17 protein-coding genes and 1 tRNA gene are annotated in these 16194 nt (G+C 64.6%); 7 read left to right on the top strand and 11 right to left on the bottom strand.

Annotated features, from left to right (window positions below; genetic code table 11):
* Positions 1–385: 385 nt before the first annotated feature.
* From ACVWZ5_RS18355 to ACVWZ5_RS18330, 6 genes are read left to right on the top strand one after another with little or no spacing between them, the layout of a single operon-like run.
* Entirely contained in the window at positions 386–532 is a 147-nt protein-coding gene (locus ACVWZ5_RS18355; RefSeq protein ID WP_155721629.1) for a hypothetical protein, read from the top strand.
* Positions 533–568: 36 nt separating this feature from the next.
* Entirely contained in the window at positions 569–1189 is a 621-nt protein-coding gene (ycaC, locus tag ACVWZ5_RS18350; protein ID WP_062572799.1) for an isochorismate family cysteine hydrolase YcaC, read from the top strand.
* A 60-nt stretch (positions 1190–1249) separates the two neighbouring features.
* Entirely contained in the window at positions 1250–3406 is a 2157-nt protein-coding gene (locus ACVWZ5_RS18345) for an FUSC family protein (RefSeq protein ID WP_457340777.1), read from the top strand.
* A complete protein-coding gene (locus tag ACVWZ5_RS18340) occupies positions 3396–3602 on the top strand; it encodes a DUF1656 domain-containing protein (protein ID WP_050703708.1) in 207 nt (68 codons plus the stop codon). Before ACVWZ5_RS18345 ends, ACVWZ5_RS18340 begins: the two co-directional genes overlap by 11 nt.
* Positions 3603–3611: 9 nt before the next feature.
* Positions 3612–4556: an HlyD family efflux transporter periplasmic adaptor subunit gene (locus ACVWZ5_RS18335; RefSeq protein WP_084943184.1), complete on the top strand. Its 945-nt coding sequence runs from the start codon at positions 3612–3614 to the stop codon at positions 4554–4556.
* Positions 4557–4594: 38 nt separating this feature from the next.
* Positions 4595–5521, top strand: coding sequence for a LysR substrate-binding domain-containing protein (locus tag ACVWZ5_RS18330; protein WP_062572801.1), 927 nt, complete (start codon positions 4595–4597; stop codon positions 5519–5521).
* On the opposite strand, the gene ACVWZ5_RS18325 is transcribed toward ACVWZ5_RS18330, so the two are convergent.
* The 11 genes from ACVWZ5_RS18325 to ACVWZ5_RS18275 form a co-directional block, all read right to left on the bottom strand.
* Entirely contained in the window at positions 5499–6668 is a 1170-nt protein-coding gene (locus tag ACVWZ5_RS18325) for an MFS transporter (protein WP_062572802.1), read from the bottom strand. The genes ACVWZ5_RS18330 and ACVWZ5_RS18325 overlap by 23 nt on opposite strands.
* Before the next feature lie 211 nt (positions 6669–6879).
* Positions 6880–7170 (bottom strand): cupin domain-containing protein, encoded by a 291-nt coding sequence (locus ACVWZ5_RS18320; RefSeq protein ID WP_062572803.1) that lies wholly within the window; start codon positions 7168–7170, stop codon positions 6880–6882.
* 167 nt (positions 7171–7337) lie between these two features.
* Positions 7338–8438 carry a redox-regulated ATPase YchF gene (gene ychF / locus ACVWZ5_RS18315; RefSeq protein ID WP_062572804.1) on the bottom strand — a complete coding sequence of 367 codons (1101 nt, stop codon included), beginning with the start codon at positions 8436–8438 and terminating at the stop codon, positions 7338–7340.
* 23 nt (positions 8439–8461) lie between these two features.
* Positions 8462–9046: an aminoacyl-tRNA hydrolase gene (pth, locus tag ACVWZ5_RS18310; protein WP_023629555.1), complete on the bottom strand. Its 585-nt coding sequence runs from the start codon at positions 9044–9046 to the stop codon at positions 8462–8464.
* Positions 9047–9125: 79 nt separating this feature from the next.
* On the bottom strand, positions 9126–9722 hold the full coding sequence (locus ACVWZ5_RS18305) for a 50S ribosomal protein L25/general stress protein Ctc (RefSeq protein WP_062572805.1): 597 nt from the start codon (positions 9720–9722) through the stop codon (positions 9126–9128).
* 123 nt (positions 9723–9845) lie between these two features.
* Positions 9846–10787, bottom strand: coding sequence for a ribose-phosphate pyrophosphokinase (locus ACVWZ5_RS18300; protein ID WP_016391678.1), 942 nt, complete (start codon positions 10785–10787; stop codon positions 9846–9848).
* Positions 10788–10832: 45 nt separating this feature from the next.
* A tRNA-Gln gene (locus ACVWZ5_RS18295) sits at positions 10833–10907 on the bottom strand.
* 20 nt (positions 10908–10927) lie between these two features.
* Positions 10928–11788, bottom strand: a complete 861-nt coding sequence (gene ispE, locus ACVWZ5_RS18290) for a 4-(cytidine 5'-diphospho)-2-C-methyl-D-erythritol kinase (RefSeq protein WP_062572806.1) — start codon at positions 11786–11788, stop codon at positions 10928–10930.
* Positions 11789–11792: 4 nt separating this feature from the next.
* Positions 11793–12410 carry a lipoprotein insertase outer membrane protein LolB gene (gene lolB, locus ACVWZ5_RS18285; RefSeq protein ID WP_028691147.1) on the bottom strand — a complete coding sequence of 206 codons (618 nt, stop codon included), beginning with the start codon at positions 12408–12410 and terminating at the stop codon, positions 11793–11795.
* Between the two features lie 3 nt (positions 12411–12413).
* Complete coding sequence (locus ACVWZ5_RS18280; RefSeq protein ID WP_062572807.1) at positions 12414–14135, bottom strand: tetratricopeptide repeat protein; 1722 nt, start codon at positions 14133–14135, stop codon at positions 12414–12416.
* A 557-nt stretch (positions 14136–14692) separates the two neighbouring features.
* Positions 14693–15475 (bottom strand): class I SAM-dependent methyltransferase, encoded by a 783-nt coding sequence (locus ACVWZ5_RS18275; RefSeq protein ID WP_028691558.1) that lies wholly within the window; start codon positions 15473–15475, stop codon positions 14693–14695.
* Positions 15476–15571: 96 nt separating this feature from the next.
* On the opposite strand from ACVWZ5_RS18275, the gene ACVWZ5_RS18270 reads away from it, so the two are divergent.
* Positions 15572–16192: an energy transducer TonB gene (locus ACVWZ5_RS18270; protein ID WP_280071465.1), complete on the top strand. Its 621-nt coding sequence runs from the start codon at positions 15572–15574 to the stop codon at positions 16190–16192.
* Positions 16193–16194: the final 2 nt, after the last annotated feature.

The raw sequence follows: 16194 nt of genomic DNA, 5'->3' as shown, positions 1-16194 counted from the left end.
GGGGGAAAAATCGCTGTGGGCAAATAATCAGTTCAGGAAATCGTGAACCAATGGGCTGACCGACCAAGTAACCGACCAAGTAGCGCTGCTAAAAATTGCCGATCCATTAGGTCGGTGATTGGGGGCAGGCACTTCATCATCGTTCCCCCAGCGCAACTCTGAGGGTTCATCAATGGGCCTACCGCCCTGCGCCTCTCCTCTCTACCGTTAGCCCTGTCGCCCGCCTGGCCCCATGCCGCACGGGTATTTGCCACGGCCCGCCGACTGACGGTCGCTTCGTTCAGCCTGCGTTGCCTACTCTCATAGTCCCCACTGTGGATGTGTGGGGCGTGGCCCGACCGCAGCGGCCAGGATGGCCTGTTCTCCACGCCAAGAGGAGAGAACGATGAGCAATTTCTCGCAGGCTGCCAACGTTGAAGGCCAGGTGCCACGACTCGACCCCGGAAACGCCGCGATGCTGCTGATCGAGAGCTACACCAGGGCCCAGGCCGTCGTCACCGGTCATGAGCAACTAGACTCGCAACGCAACTGACTCTGGCTGTTCCCCATCCAAGCAAGGAGATCCACCATGGCATTCCAATACAAGCGTCTGGACAAGAACAACGCCGCGGTACTGCTGGTCGATCACCAGACCGGGCTGTTGTCGCTGGTGCGCGACATCGACCCGGACCGGTTCAAGAACAACGTGCTGGCGCTGTCCGACCTGGCCAAGTACTTCAAGCTGCCGACCATCCTCACCACCAGCTTCGAGACCGGTCCCAACGGCCCGCTGGTGCCCGAGCTCAAGGAGCAGTTCCCCGACGCGCCCTACATCGCCCGCCCCGGCAACATCAACGCCTGGGACAACGAGGACTTCGTCAAGGCGGTGAAGGCCACCGGCAAGAAGCAGCTGATCATCGCCGGCGTGGTCACCGAGGTGTGCGTGGCCTTCCCGGCGCTGTCGGCGCTGGAGGAGGGCTTCGACGTGTTCGTGGTCACCGACGCCTCCGGCACCTTCAACGAACTGACCCGCGACTCGGCCTGGCGTCGCATGGAGGCCGCCGGTGCCCAGCTGATGACCTGGTTCGGCGTGGCCTGCGAGCTGCACCGTGACTGGCGCAACGATATCGAAGGATTGGGCACGTTGTTCTCCAACCACATTCCCGACTACCGTAACCTGATGACCAGCTACAGCAAGCTGGCCAAGTGACGGTGTGTCCGGGCCCCGCTGCCGGGGCCCGGATCCGCCTTGTCGGTTACGAGGTAATGGATGGCTCCACTGATTGCCTATTTCAGGCTTGCCCTGCGCCCCGGGCGCGATGTACTGCTGTTCGCGCTGCGCACGGTGGTGGCGGGCCTGCTGTGTCTCTACCTGGCGTTCGTGTTCGACCTGGAACAACCGAAATGGGCGCTGATGACGGTGATCATCATCAGCCTGCCGCTGGCCGGCATGACCCTCAAGCGCAGCCTCGCGCAGGTGCTCGGCACCGTAGTCGGCGCAGTGGTGGCCGTGCTGCTGATGGCGCTGTTCGCGCAGATGCCGTACACCCTGTTGGTCAGCCTGGCGCTGTGGCTGGGGCTGTGCACCGCCGGTGGCACTTTGCTGCGCTATACCGATTCCCATGCCTTCGTGCTCAGCGGCTTTACCGCGGTGGTGGTGGCCATGCTGGCCGTACCCGAGCCCGAGGGCACATTCATGCTGGCCGTCACACGGGTTACCGAGACTTTGCTGGCGGTGGCCTGCGTGGCTGTGGTCAGCCTGCTGACGGCCCGTCCGCAGGCGGTGGCCAACAGCTATTTCGCCAAAGTCGACAGCTTGCTGAAACTGATCGCCCAGCACGCCGCCGAGGTGGTCCGCACCGAGGAGGACGAGGCCGCATTCGGTCAGCGTCAGGCCCAGTTGATCGCCGAGGTCAGCGCGCTGGAGGGGTTGCGTCGGCACCTGTACTTCGATGCCCCGCACCTGCGCAGCGGCGATGGGCTGGTGCAACTGTTCGCCAACCAGCTGGTGCTGCTGGTTTCGCGACTGCTGGTGCTGCGTCAGCAGCGTGAGCTGATCAAGGCGCACTGGCATGGGCCGCTGCCCGCGGATATCCAGCTGCTGCGCGACGCCGAACTGGCGAGCCTGGATGCGCTGGCGCGTGACGGTATGGCGCTCTCGGCAGCGGACCGCGAGGCCCTGCGCACCCTGCACAAGGGGTTCGATGACGCCGCCGACCGTGCGGAATTTCTCAATGAGCCACTGCCCCCGCACCTGCGCGCCCTGGCCTGGGCCTTGCGCTGGGAGCAGGCGCGCCTGCTGCAGCAACTGGACGAGCTGATCGAGCTGAACGAGGCGATCCAGCAGGGCCGTCTGGCCAGTTGTCCCCAGCAGCAGGGGCGCGCCAGCGCCTTGCACCTGGACTGGCCGCTGGCGGCGATGAACGCCGTGCGCGCCAGCCTGGCCCTGTTGCTGATCGGCGGATTGTGGATCGAGAGTGCCTGGGATGGCGCGCGTTCGGCGGTGATCCTGATGGGCGTGATGTGTTCGCTGATGGCGACCTTGCCCCGACCGCTGCTGGCCAGCCAGAACTATAACCGCGGGCTGTTGGTGGGCATGGGCTTGTCGGCGCTCTATCAGTTCGCCCTGCTGCCGCTGTTCACCGACTTCGAGATGCTTGCCCTGTGCCTGGCACCGTTGCTGTACCTGGCGGCGGTCGGCCTGGCCAATCCGATGACCGCGGGGATCGGCATGGGCATCGGTCTGATCAGCTTGCTGATGATCGGGCCGCAGAATATCGGGGCCTATCACAACAGCGATATCCAGTGGTTCGAGTTCGCCGGTGGCTACCTGGTGGCCGGGGTCCTGGCGATGGCCGTGTTCGCGCTGGTCTTTCCGTTCAATGCGCAGAAACGCATCGCCCGATTGTTTCGCCAGACCCGTGAGGATGTGCGCCGCCAGGTGCTCGAAAACGGTTCGCTGGCCGGGCAGTTCGCCTTCGAGAGCCTGCTGCTTGATCGCCTGTCGGCGCTGATCGGTCTGTTGCCGGCCGCTGCGGACATGACCTCGCGCGAGCGTGTCGAGTGCGCGCTGGTATGCCCGGCGCTGGCTATCGCCCTGGGCCAGGCGCGCGCCTTGTCCAACAGTGACCTGGCGTTGCCGTCGGCGACCCGGACACGCTTGCGGGAAAGCCTGCAGGGCGTCGCCGACTTTGTCGGTGGCCAGGGCGCGGTGGCGCTCGATCCGCTGTTGCGGGAACTGGACGACCAGGCGCAGTTGCTCGATGCTCTGCATGGCGCGCCAGGGCAGATGGGGCGTGACGCCTTGCGCCGACTGTTCATCCTGCGGGTGGCGCTGGCGGTGGCCGGGCAGTTGCTGGCGCGTTATCGCCAGGTGCTGGAAGCTGAACGATCGCGGCTGTTGCCGGAGGTGGCCAATGCCCATTGATTTCGAGGTGGGCGGGGTCTACCTGCCGCCCATCGCCCAGGCGCTGCTGCTGGCGCTGCCGTTGTTTCTGCTGGTCGATGCCTTGTTGCGCCGGGTAGGCGTGCTGGCATTCGTCTGGCATCCGGCGCTGTTCCAGGGTGCCTTGTACACCGCGATTTGCGCGGCCCTGTTGTTGTGGATGGGAGTGAGCAGGTAGATGTCGTCGATCAAGCCGCTGTTGTCGCGCAGCCTGACCTTGGTCATGCTGGCCGTTGCCATCGTGCTGGGCTGGCTGGCCTGGACGCACTATACCCAGGCGCCCTGGACCCGCGACGCACGGGTGCGGGCCGATGTGGTCACCCTGGCGGCGGAGGTCAGCGGCCGGATCGTCGCCCTGCCGGTGCGGGACAATCAGTTCGTGCACAAGGGCGACCTGCTGTTGCGCATCGACCCGGCGCGCTATGAACTGGCCGTGCTGCATGCACGGCGCGCGGTCGAGGTGGCACGGGCAGCCTTGGGGCAGTCGCAGGCGAACATCGTCGCCAACCAGGCGTTGCTCAAGCAGCGGCGTAGCGAGGAACAGCGCCGCGGCAAGCTGCAGTCACTGTCGGCCATTTCCGCCGAGGAGTGGGAAAAGTCCAAGACTGACGTGGCTGTGGCCCAGGCCGACCTGCTGCGCGAGCAGTCCAGCCTCGGCCTGGCGCAAGCCAATGTGCAACTGGCCGAAGCCACGCTGGAACAGGCACAGCTTGACCTGCAGCGCACCGAGGTGCTGGCGCCGGTCAATGGTCATGTCACCAACCTGCTGACCCGCCAGGGCGACTTCGCGCAACCGGGCGCCGCGTTGCTGGCGTTGGTGGACAGCGATTCGTTCCATGTCAGTGGCTACTTCGAAGAGACCAAGCTGCCGCGCATCGCCGTCGGCAGCCGGGCGCGCATCGTGCTGATGAATGGCCAGGCGTTGCAGGGCACGGTGGAGAGCATCGCCTACGCCATCACTGACCGTGAGAACCAGCCGGGCAACCGCCTGCTGGCCAACGTCAACCCGAACTACACCTGGGTCAAGCTGGCCCAGCGCGTGCCGGTACGCCTGCGCCTGGAGCCTCAGGCTGCCGAGGCGCCTGCTTTGCGGGCCGGGACCACCGCCACTGTGACGATCCTCGAAGAATGACGGATGATGCAGCAGTGAGCCGTGGACGAGTGTTGCCGATGTTCGACCTGAACGACCTTTATCTTTACGCCAAGGTGGTGGAGCACGGCGGCTTCGCGCCTGCCGGGCGCATACTTGGCCTGCCAAAGTCACGCCTCAGCCGGCGCGTGGCCAAGCTCGAGGAGCGCCTGGGCGTGCGCCTGATCCAGCGCTCCACGCGGCAGTTTCAGGTCACCGAGGTGGGGCTGGAGTATTACCGCCATTGCCTGGGCATGCTCGAACAGGCCGTCGCCGCCGAGGATGCGGTCGAACGCAACCGCGCCGAGCCCCGTGGCATCGTGCGCCTGGCCAGCAGCACCGCGTTGCTCGATTCGCGCCTGGCGCCGATGCTGGCGAGCTTCATGGCGCAATGCCCGGTGGTCGAACTGCTGGTCAAGAGCTACAACCGCCGGGTGGATGTGATCGGCGAGGGCTTTGACCTGGTGCTCAGCGTGCAGCACCAGCCACTGGAAAGCAGCGAGCTGGTGATGCGTCGCCTGGCCCCGAGCCGGCAGTGTCTGGTGGCCGCGCCGGGCCTGTTGGCCGAACACGGGCGCCCGCTGTCGCCGGAAGGGCTCCAGGTTCTGCCGAGCTTGAACTGGGGCGCCAATGTGCAGGACGCCTCCTGGATGCTGGTCGGGCCCGCAGGCGCCGAGGCTGCCGTGCGCCATCGACCCCGCGTGGTGTCGGACGACCTCACGGTGCTGCGCGAGGCCGCCCTGGCCGGGGTGGGCGCGGTGTTGCTGCCCGAGGAGGCGGTGCGCGACGACCTGGCCGCCGGACGGCTGGTCCATGTCCTCGACGACTGGGCGCCACGGGAAGGGGAGGTGGTGGCGTTGTTCCCTTCCCGTCGCGGGTTGATGCCCGCGGTGCGCAAGCTGATCGACTACCTGGCCGATGCCTTCGAGCAGGAGCAGCAGGCCGCTACGCCGGTTCGCGCTCGTTGAAACCAGGTTCTGCGGGTGGGCGGGCCGACCAGAACGCCAGGCCTGCCGCCAACGCGGTCAGCGCGGCGCCGGCCCAGGGGGTGGCCGCCAGCGTCGCCCCGGTGATCACCACGCCGCCGATGGCCGAACCCAGCCCGACACCGAGGTGCATGGCCGACATGTTCAGGCTCATGCCGGCCGGGAAGGTGTCCGGGCCACGGGTCGCCAGGTAGCTCTGTACCACGGGCGAGGTGGTCCAGCTCAGCCCGCCCCAGAGCATCATTGCCGGCAGGAACAGCCAGGGCGTGCCGACGCTCAGGGGCAGTACCAGCAAACTCGCGAGGTAGAGCAGCGGCGCCAGGGCGATGCAGCGGCCTGCGCCGAGCCGGTCCGCCATCCAGCCGCCGACATAGCCGCCCGAGACGCCGGCGATACCGAAGATGGCGAACAGGGCCGCCAGCCATTGCACCGGTATGTCGGCGACCTGCCGGGCATAGGGCGCCAGGTAGGCGAACACCGTGAAGTGCCCGGCGATCATCAACAGCGACACGCCCTGGGCGGCGACCAGGCGACTGTCGCGCAGATGGCGCAGGTAGCTGCCCAGGGCGATGCGTTCGCTGCTCTGCAGTTGCGGCAGTCCGCGCCAGGCCATCAGCAGCACTGCGATCGCCAGCAGGCTCAGGCCAGTGAACACCCCGCGCCAGCCCAGCATGTCGCATAGCAGCATCCCGGCGGGCACGCCGAGTACCAGCGAACTGCAGATGCCCATGAAGATCACGCCGATGGCACGGCCACGCAGGGCTTCGGGCACCAGGCGCGTGGCCATCAAGGTGCAGGTCAGGCAGGTGAGGGCGCTGGTCGTGGCCATGCCGATGCGGGCGAGCAGCAGCGCGGTATATCCCGGCGCCAGGGCCGCGGCGAGGTTGCACAAGGCGAACAGGGCCAGGGTGATGCAAAGCAGTCGGCGCAACGGGAAACGGGTGGTCAGCAGGGGAGAGAAGGGTGCGGCGAGGGCGAAGCTCAGGGAGAAGACCGTGGTCAGTTGCCCGGCGATCCCCAGCGGGACCTGCAGGCCATCGGCCAGGGCCGGCAGGATGCCGACCGTGATGTTTTCCGCCATGCCCGTGACGAATGTCGCCAGGGCCAGCAGCCAGATACGCGGGCTCATGTGTTGCCTCCGATAAACGGGCCGGCCAAGGTCCGGACCCATTTGTCCCGACGGTTGACCGGCAGTGGTCAGGTCCATCGGGTTTCGAGGCAGTGCTTCGGTTATCCCGGTTCAAGCAGGGAAAATTGTAGACGGTTGCGCAAGGTGGGTGAAGCACGTCGACATAAAGACATGGCGCCGACCCTGTAGGAGCCGGCCCCCCACAGGTGAACTACTTCAACTCGGTCTCGATGAACACGATCTCGTGGTCACTGGCATTGATCACATTGTGCTCGACCCCCGCCTTGCGAAAATAACTCTGCCCCGCTACCAGCGCCGCCTGCTTCTCACCTTCCGGGGTCTCCAGCAGCAGGGTGCCATCGGTCATCGGTACCACCACATAGTCACGGCCATGCAGATGACGCCCGGTTTCGGCGCCAGGGGCAAAGCGCCATTCGGTAACGATCACTTCGTCGGTGTCCACCTGCACGGTGGGGATAGCCTGGGGGCGAGCGTGCTTCATGAGCCGGTCCTGTCTGCGCAAAAGCGTTCAGCCTGAACCCGGCTGCGGGGGCAATAAATGCAAATCTGCTGGCAGTCAGTCAGAGAAAAGCTCACCTAACCCGCAGAAAAAAGAAAGCCCCTTGAACGCTAACGCTCAAGGGGCTTTACCCATCGTGGCCTGTTGGCTCAGACGTTGAAACGGAAGTGCATCACGTCACCGTCCTTGACGATGTAGTCCTTGCCTTCCAGGCGCCACTTGCCGGCTTCCTTGGCGCCGCTTTCACCCTTGAACTGGATGAAGTCGTCGTAGGCCACCACTTCGGCGCGGATGAAGCCTTTCTCGAAGTCGGTGTGGATCACGCCGGCCGCCTGTGGGGCGGTAGCGCCCACGCGTACGGTCCAGGCACGCACTTCCTGCACGCCTGCGGTGAAGTAGGTCTGCAGGTTGAGCAACTCGTAACCGGCGCGGATCACGCGGTTCAGGCCAGGCTCTTCCAGACCCAGGGCCTCGAGGAACATGTCTTTCTCTTCACCGTCGTCCAGCTCGGCGATCTCGGCTTCGATCTTGTTGCACACCGGCACCACCACCGCGCCTTCTTCCTCGGCAATGGCCTTGACCACGTCCAGGTGCGGGTTGTTGTCGAAGCCGTCTTCGGCGACGTTGGCGATGTACATCACCGGCTTGCTGGTCAGCAGGTGGAAGCCGCGGATCATCGCCTTGTCTTCGGCGCTCATGTTCTTCATCAGGCTGCGTGCAGGCTTGCCTTCGGTGAAGTGGGGGATGAGCTGCTCGAGGATGGCCTTCTGAGCCAGGGCTTCCTTGTCGCCGCCCTTGGCGTTGCGGGCGACCTTCTGCAATTGCTTCTCGCAGCTGTCGAGGTCGGCGAAGATCAGTTCGAGGTCGATGATCTCGATGTCGCGCTTGGGGTCGACGCTGTTGGAGACGTGGATCACGTTCTCGTCTTCGAAGCAGCGCACCACGTGGGCGATGGCGTCGGTCTCGCGGATGTTGGCGAGGAACTTGTTGCCCAGGCCTTCACCCTTGGAGGCACCGGCGACCAGGCCGGCGATGTCGACGAACTCCATGGTGGTCGGCAGGATGCGGTTCGGCTTGACGATCTCGGCCAGCGCGTTGAGGCGCGCGTCGGGCATCGGCACGATGCCGCTGTTCGGCTCGATGGTGCAGAAGGGGAAGTTCTCCGCCGCGATGCCGGACTTGGTCAGGGCGTTGAACAGGGTGGACTTGCCGACGTTGGGCAGGCCGACGATGCCGCAATTGAAACCCATGGGTATTCCCCTTTCGTAAAGTGTCAGGCCTTCTGGCTGTGCAGTTCGCGCATGGCCTTGGCGAAGTCGCCGGCCAGCACGTCGGGCATCACGCCGAGGGCAAAATCGATGCTGGCGTCGAGCTTCTCCTGCTCGGCGCGTGGCGCCCGGCCCAGGACGAAGTTGGAGACCAGTTTGGCGTCGCCCGGGTGGCCGATGCCAAGCCGCAGGCGGTGAAAGTCGTTCTGGTTGCCGAGCTGCGCGATGATGTCGCGCAGGCCGTTGTGCCCACCGTGGCCGCCGCCTCTCTTGAGTTTGGCGACGCCGGGAGGCAGGTCGAGTTCGTCGTGGGCCACCAGGATCGCTTCCGGCTTGATGCGGAAGAAATTGGCCAGAGCCGCCACGGACTGGCCGCTACGGTTCATGTAGGTGGTGGGGATCAACAGGCGAACATCGTTGCCCTGATGGCTGAACTTAGCCGTCAGGCCGAAATACTTTTTGTCAGCGGACAGCGAAACGCGCTGGGCGCTGGCGAGGCGTTCAACGAAAAGAGCCCCTGCGTTATGCCGGGTCTGTTCGTATTCGGGGCCGGGGTTACCCAGGCCGACGATCAACTGGATGGCGGTCACGTCAGGGGCTCTTCCTTGGAGTTGGTGGGTTACGGTGCGCGCGGCACTGTAACCCGATCAACGCCGGCGTGCGAGTGGATTACTCGGCAGCGCCTTCAGCAGCTTCAGCGGCAACGCGCGGGGCGTGGACGTTGGCAACAGCTTTGTCATCACCGTGGGCCAGAGCAACGAACTCTACGCCTTTCGGAGCTTTCAGGTCCGACAGGTGGATGATGGTGCCGACTTCGGCCTTGGACAGGTCGACTTCGATGAACTCAGGCAGGTCCTTGGCTTCGCAGGACACTTCGATCTCGGAAACGACGTGCGAGATCTCGCCGCCTTTCTTGATCGGGGCTTCTTCACCGACGAAGTGAACTGGAACCTTGGCGGTCAGCTTCTGGCCCGCAACGACGCGAACGAAGTCGGCGTGCATGATGAAGCCTTTGGCCGGGTGACGCTGCATGGCCTTGACCACGACGTTCTGCTTGGCGCCGTCGACGTTCAGTTCGATCACGTGGCTGAAGGCAGCTTCGTTTTCGAACAGCTTGGCGATTTCCTTGGCCACGATGGTCAGGGATTGGGCTTCTTTATCGCCACCGTAGACAACGGCAGGGATGCTGGCGGAGTGACGCAGGCGGCGGCTCGCACCTTTCCCCAGGTCAGTACGCGCTTGGGCGTTCAGGATGAAGTCAGTCATTTTGTTTCTCCAAATTAGCCTCCCGAAAGGCGTTTGCGACCAGCGCCAGACGGGGATGGCAAAAAAGCCCCGCCCCAACAACCAGTGTTGGGGCGGGGCGCTTTTCGTCAGCGAGTGTTCCGCTTAGCGGAACATCGCGCTGATCGATTCTTCATTGCTGATGCGGCGGACCGCTTCAGCAACAACCGGTGCGATATCCAGCTGGCGGATACGGTCACAGGCTTGAGCAGCGGCGGACAGCGGCACGGTGTTGGTCACCACCAGCTCGTCCAGTACCGACTTCTCGATGTTCTCGATCGCGCGGCCCGACAGGACAGGGTGCGTGCAGTAGGCGTAGACCTTGGCGGCACCGTGTTCTTTCAGGGCCTTGGCCGCGTGGCACAGGGTGCCGGCGGTGTCGACCATGTCGTCTACCAGGATGCAGGTGCGTCCTTCGACGTCGCCGATGATGTGCATCACCTCGGAGTGGTTAGCCTTTTCGCGGCGCTTGTCGATGATCCCGAGATCGACACCCAGGGACTTGGCGACGGCGCGAGCACGCACCACGCCACCGATGTCCGGGGAAACGATCATCAGGTTCTCGAAACGCTGGTCCTCGATGTCGTCGACCAGTACGGGCGAGCCGTAGATGTTGTCGACGGGGATATCGAAGAAACCCTGGATCTGGTCAGCGTGCAGGTCGACGGTGAGAACACGGTCGATACCCACGACAGTGAGCATGTCAGCGACGACTTTGGCGCTGATGGCTACACGTGCCGAACGCGGACGGCGGTCCTGGCGGGCGTATCCGAAGTAGGGAATCACGGCGGTGATTCGCGACGCTGAGGAGCGGCGGAAGGCATCTGCCATCACGACCAGTTCCATCAGATTGTCGTTGGTTGGAGCACAGGTGGGCTGAATGATGAAGACGTCCTTACCGCGGACATTTTCATTGATTTCAGCACTGATTTCACCGTCGGAGAATTTACCGACAGAAACATCACCCAGTGGAATATGCAGCTGACGTACGACACGCCGAGCCAGATCGGGGTTGGCATTCCCCGTGAAGACCATCATCTTGGACACGCGCAGTACCTGAAGGCTGAGGGTAACCTGGATGAGTATAAGAAATGGCAGGGGCGGCTGGATTCGAACCAACGCATGGCAGGATCAAAACCTGCTGCCTTACCGCTTGGCGACGCCCCTGTATCTGTTGCTGCGAATTCTTATGAACTCGACTTCTTGATCAGAACTTGCAGCTTGCGATGCAACATCGAAACATTGCTTCCTTTCGCCACAAACCCTGTTTGGGTCTCTGAAAGAAGGGCCAGAACTCTATCAGCTTCGGCTTTGCTTGGGAAGGCCCCAAACACACAACTTCCAGTTCCGGTCATTCGTGCTTCGGTGAATTTACCCAGTGAAATCAGCGCATTGCGAACTTCAGGATACCGTTGCTCTACTACCGGTTGGCAGTCATTTCGACTGTTTCCCTCGGGAACGGGGCGCATCTTAAGGGGGAGGGAATCACGTGTCAACTCCGGATGCGAAAAAATTTCCGCTGTGCTGACAGACACTTGCGGCACCAGCACGACATACCAGGGTTCCTCGGGGTCGACCGGGGTCAGCTGCTCGCCGACACCCTGGGCGAAGGCCGCGTGGCCACGGACGAACACCGGCACATCGGCGCCGAGCGACAGGCCCAGGCTGGCCAGGCGGTCTTCGTCCCAGTCCAGCTGCCACAGGTGGGCGAGCGCCAGCAGGGTGGTGGCAGCGTCCGAGCTGCCGCCACCGATGCCGCCGCCCATGGGCAACACCTTGTGCAGCCAGATGTCGGCGCCGAGCGGGGTGCCGGACTGTGCCTGCAGCAGGCGTGCGGCGCGGACGATCAGGTTGCTGTCGTGGGGCACGCCTTCAATTTCAGTCCGCAGGCGAATCTGGCCGTCATCGCGCAGGGCGAAGCTCAGTTCGTCGCCGTGCTCGAGGAACTGGAACACGGTTTCCAGCTCGTGGTAGCCGTCGGCGCGGCGGCCGGTGATGTGCAGCCACAGGTTGAGCTTGGCCGGGGCGGGCAGGGTCAGCTTGTGCATTGTATTAATGCCCCAGCTGGCGTGGCTGCCAGTCCTTGACCACCAGGGTCACGTCGATGTTCTCGCCGTGCAGCTTGAGGCGCTCGGGCAGCCAGTAGCCGTTCTGCTCCACATAGCTCAGGTACTCGACCTGCCAGCCATCCTGGTGAAGGCTGGCCAGGCGGCTGTCGCCGTCGAGAGTCAGCTGGCTCTTGCTGTCCGGGGCGGGCAGGCCGCGCACCCACCAGACCAGGTGCGACACCGGCAGGCGCCAGCCCAGTTGCTCTTCCAGCAGCGCCTCGGGGTTGGCGGCCTCGTAGCGGCCCTGGTTGGCCACTTCCAGCACCACGCCGCCGGGGCGCCCGGTCAGGCGCGCCGCGCCGCGGCCCAGGGGGCCGGCCAGGCGGATGTCGTAGTAGTCCTGGCGTTGCAGCCAGAACAGCGTGCCGCTGCCGGAGTCGCGCGGGGCGCGGATGCCGACCTTGCCGTTGATCTGCCAGCCGTCGAGGCTGCCCAGTTGCTGTTTGTGCTCGCGCCACAGCTGCGGGTTGCCCTGGCCCTGTACGGCTTCCTTGCTGCCGAAGCCGGCGCAACCGGCGAGCAGGGCGATGAGGGTGAAGGTGATGCAATGACGCAGGAACATGGTTTAAAGGCTCTCGGATCCGGTCAGGCGCAGCAAGGTCTTGCGCAGGATGGGGCTGTCGGCCTGGGCTTCGAAGCCCTTGGCCCAGACTTGGCGGGCTTCGCGGCGCTTGCCGTTGGCCCAGAGGACTTCGCCCAGGTGGGCGGCGACTTCATGGTCGGGGAAGCGCTCGAAGGCCCGGCGCAGCTGGCGTTCGGCTTCCTCCAGGTTGCCCATGCGATAGGCCACCCAGCCCAGGCTGTCGAGCACCGCAGGGTCGTCCGGGGTGAGCTGGTGGGCCTTGTCGATCAGCGCCTTGGCCTCGCTGTAGCGGGTGGTGCGGTCGGCCAGGGTGTAGCCCAGGGCGTTGAGGGCCATGGCGTTTTCCGGCTCGCGGGCAAGGATGGCGCGCAGGTCTTTCTCCATCTGCCCCAGGTCGTTGCGTTTCTCGGCGAGCATGGCGCGGGTGTAGAGCAGGTTGAGGTCGTCCGGGTAGCGCTTGATCGCCTGCTCCAGCACTTGACCGGCCTGGGCCTCCTTGCCGTTGTTGCCCAGGCTTTCGGCTTCGATCAGGTACAGCTGGATGGCGTAGTCCGGCTGGGCCTCACGGGCTTCGGCGAGTATCCGCGAAGCCTCGGCGCTGCGACCGTTGGCGATGAGGATATCGGCCTGGCGCAGTTGCGCCGGCAGATAGTCCGGGCCGGGGCCGACCAGGGCGTATTCGCGCAGGGCGGCGGCTGGTTGGCTGCGTTCTTCGCGGATGCGGCCCAGGTTGAGGTGGGCGGCGTCGACGTTGGTGTCACGCTCGACCAGTTCCTGCAGGTAGCCCTCGGCTTCGTCCCAGTGCTTGGTTTCCAGGCACACCAGGGCCAGCGAGTAGCGGATCTCGTCGTCTTCGGGGTACTGCTGCAACAGGCTCTCGAACTCGGCCTTGGCGTCGTCGATGCGGTCCTGCTCGACCAGGGTGCGGGCGTAGGTCAGGCGCAGGCGCTTGTCCTCGGGGTTGTCGCGGATCGCCCCACGCAGCAGTGGCAGGGCCTCTGGGCCACGGTCCAGGGCCTGCAGCAGGCGGGCGCGCAGCAGCACCGGGGCGATCTCGCCGTTCTGCGGCGGGTGGGCTTCGAGCAGGTCGAGGGCTTGTTGCGGCTTGTCGTCCTGATTGAGCAGCAGGGCCTTGCCGAACACCAACTGGCCGTTGTCGGGGTATTTCACCAGCAGGCGGTCGAAGCTCTGCATCAGGCCATCGCGGGTGCTCTGGTCAGTCTCGGCGGCCGCCAGGGCGAGGAAATCGAAGTGGGTGTCGCCCTGGCCCTGCAGTACCTTTTCCATATAAGTCATGGAGTCGTCGTAGCGTCCGGCGCGGGCCAGCTGGATGGCCGCGGCGCGTTGGGCGTCGAGGTTCTGCGGGTCGTTGCGGGCCCAGATCAGCGCGGTGTCCAGGGCTGGTTCGTCGGCGCCGAGGTATTCGGCGATGCGATAGGCTCGCTCGGAGACGGCCGGATCCTGGGTCTTTTCGGCCTGGTCGACGTAGTTGGCCAGGGCGATATCGAAGCGGTTGCGCTGGCCGGCGAGCTCCGCAACCAGCAGGCTGTACAGGGTGTCCTGCTTGAACGATCCGTACACCACGGGCTTTTCCGCGCTCTTGCCGGCGTCGGTTGCGGGCGACTGGGCGTCCGTCTTCGGGGCCAGGCTCTGGCAGCCTTGAAGCAGGGCGAGGGCAAGCAGCAATGCGTAGGATTTGTTCATAGAGGCTTATTAAAGAGGCTAAACCGGCGGTCGGAGCATGATGACACAAGCGTGATGGCAAACCCACCTGCGAAGGTCGTGGTGTGAAGCGGTGCTTCGGAGTATAGGGACAATGAGCCGGGGCGGTGGTTCGCAATCACTCACGGCATCCTGCCCTTGCCCTTGCCCTTGCCCTTGCCCTTGCCCTTGCCCTTGCCGTTGTTTTTGCTTTTGCTTCTAAGCGCGCGGTAGTTCAGGCAACACCAATTGCGACTTCAGGAGGCCGAACGCAGGTCTTGCGGAGGGAGGTGACGGGCATGGATGCCCGTCAAGCGCTGCGCCCCAGGATGGGGCGTTCAGCGCGGTCCTCCCGGGAGCAAGACCGGAGTGAGGGAACCCGGAGCGAAGCGCAGGGCCGGATGAATGGAGCGCCACGGCTTTGGTTACTTTGGCCACGACCAAAGTAACCCGCCGTAAGGGCGGAAAGGTGACTATGCGTCGACATCGCAAATGAATGCGCCTACAACTTCAAAAACAAACACCACCCGAAACTAACGAACTAACGAACTAACCAACAGTCAAGCCTTCAAAGCCTTCTTGGGATATATATCGTACCGACTCGACTTCCCCTCCAGACTATGACTCGGCTTGGCCCCCTCGATAATAGGCGCCTTGCGCGGCCGCTTGACCACCACCCGATGCGTGGCGAGCGCCAAAGCCGCCTCGAGCAACGCCGGCGCATCCAGGTCATCGCCGACCAAAGGCCTGAACACCCGCATTTCCTTCTTCACCAACGCACTCTTGTCCCGATGCGGAAACATCGGATCCAGATAGATCACCTGCGGCGCCTCCCCCTCCCAAGCCCGCATCCGCTCGATCGCATTGCCGGTCAGCAAGCGCATGCGCGCAACGATCGGAGCAATTTCCTCATCGCCACGCGCCCGCACCAGACCATCCTCCAGCAGCGCGGCAATCAACGGCTGACGCTCGATCAGGGTCATCTGGCAACCCAGGCTGGCCAACACGAACGCATCCTTGCCCAGCCCCGCCGTAGCGTCGAGCACCTGCGGCCGCACGCCCTGGGCGATGCCCACGGCCTTGGCGATCATCTGCCCGTTGCCACCACCGTACAACCGCCGGTGCGCCGCCTGCCCCTCGACGAAATCCACCCGCACCGGCCCCGGCGCCTGCGGCCCGAGCTGCTGGATCTGCAGCCCTTCGTCCCCCAGCTGCACGGCGAATTCCGCGGCTTCATCGACCAACGGCAAGCCCAGCCGCTCGGCCCATGCCTCGGCCTGCGCCTGGAACTGCGGGGCCAGTGCCTCGACCCTGATACCTGCGCCTTGCTGCTGCTCTACCATCCGTTCCCGCACTCGAAAAAAATTAATGAAACCCCGGCCAGAGCCGATACAGGCAATATCCCGCTATTCTGCCAGAGCTCAACGTCCGCGACTGCCATGTCAGACACTCTTCCCATCGGCTTGACCTATTTGTCGCCCGTCGGCAACTACGGTCGACAGAATACCCAGGCACTGGGTGGCGTCAGCCATCTGTGGCAGGATTTCTTCGCCCGGGCCATGGCAGAGCAGCCGCAAGGCGAAGTCGACTCCTTCAGCCAGGCGCTGATGCAGTGCGACCAGGACAGCGGCGAACCAGTCGGCGGCGCCCGTGCACTGGCGCTGATCGACGCCCAGCGCGCCCTGCCGGTTCACGATACCGAAGTAACCCCGCCCGAGCCCCTGTTCCTGCCCAAGGCGGAACTGGAAGCCAAGCTGCTGCCGCCCGCCCCCGAGCCCTTCGACACCGTCGAACTGATCGAGCAACAGCGCCAGCTCGACATCAGCAACAGCTGGCTGCGCCCGGTGGTCATGAGCCAAGGCCACCCCATCGCTGAGCCCGGCCCCGGCCCATCGCCACGGCCGCTGTTCCTGCCGATCGCCGAGCTCGAGACCCATCTGCTCGACCCTGCGCCCGAACCCTTCGACGAGCAGACCCTGGCCAAGCAGCAGAACGACCTGGAGTTCGACATCCACTGGGCGCGCCCGGTGGTGCTGAACAACGTGCGCGTGCACGCCTGAGT

The sequence above is a fragment of the Pseudomonas sp. TE6283 genome, from assembly GCF_054060555.1.
This window is presented reverse-complemented; position numbering and strand designations above follow the sequence as displayed.

Coding starts and splice junctions, on each gene's coding strand:
- ACVWZ5_RS18270 (WP_280071465.1), top strand. CDS start 15,572: ATGTCAGACACTCTTCCCATCGGCTTGACCTATTTGTCGCCCGTCGGC.
- ACVWZ5_RS18320 (WP_062572803.1), bottom strand. CDS start 7,170: ATGAAGCACGCTCGCCCCCAGGCTATCCCCACCGTGCAGGTGGACACC.
- ACVWZ5_RS18345 (WP_457340777.1), top strand. CDS start 1,250: ATGGCTCCACTGATTGCCTATTTCAGGCTTGCCCTGCGCCCCGGGCGC.
- ACVWZ5_RS18305 (WP_062572805.1), bottom strand. CDS start 9,722: ATGACTGACTTCATCCTGAACGCCCAAGCGCGTACTGACCTGGGGAAA.
- ychF (WP_062572804.1), bottom strand. CDS start 8,438: ATGGGTTTCAATTGCGGCATCGTCGGCCTGCCCAACGTCGGCAAGTCC.
- ACVWZ5_RS18330 (WP_062572801.1), top strand. CDS start 4,595: ATGTTCGACCTGAACGACCTTTATCTTTACGCCAAGGTGGTGGAGCAC.
- lolB (WP_028691147.1), bottom strand. CDS start 12,410: ATGTTCCTGCGTCATTGCATCACCTTCACCCTCATCGCCCTGCTCGCC.
- ACVWZ5_RS18275 (WP_028691558.1), bottom strand. CDS start 15,475: ATGGTAGAGCAGCAGCAAGGCGCAGGTATCAGGGTCGAGGCACTGGCC.
- ACVWZ5_RS18340 (WP_050703708.1), top strand. CDS start 3,396: ATGCCCATTGATTTCGAGGTGGGCGGGGTCTACCTGCCGCCCATCGCC.
- ACVWZ5_RS18325 (WP_062572802.1), bottom strand. CDS start 6,668: ATGAGCCCGCGTATCTGGCTGCTGGCCCTGGCGACATTCGTCACGGGC.
- ACVWZ5_RS18355 (WP_155721629.1), top strand. CDS start 386: ATGAGCAATTTCTCGCAGGCTGCCAACGTTGAAGGCCAGGTGCCACGA.
- ispE (WP_062572806.1), bottom strand. CDS start 11,788: ATGCACAAGCTGACCCTGCCCGCCCCGGCCAAGCTCAACCTGTGGCTG.
- ycaC (WP_062572799.1), top strand. CDS start 569: ATGGCATTCCAATACAAGCGTCTGGACAAGAACAACGCCGCGGTACTG.
- ACVWZ5_RS18280 (WP_062572807.1), bottom strand. CDS start 14,135: ATGAACAAATCCTACGCATTGCTGCTTGCCCTCGCCCTGCTTCAAGGC.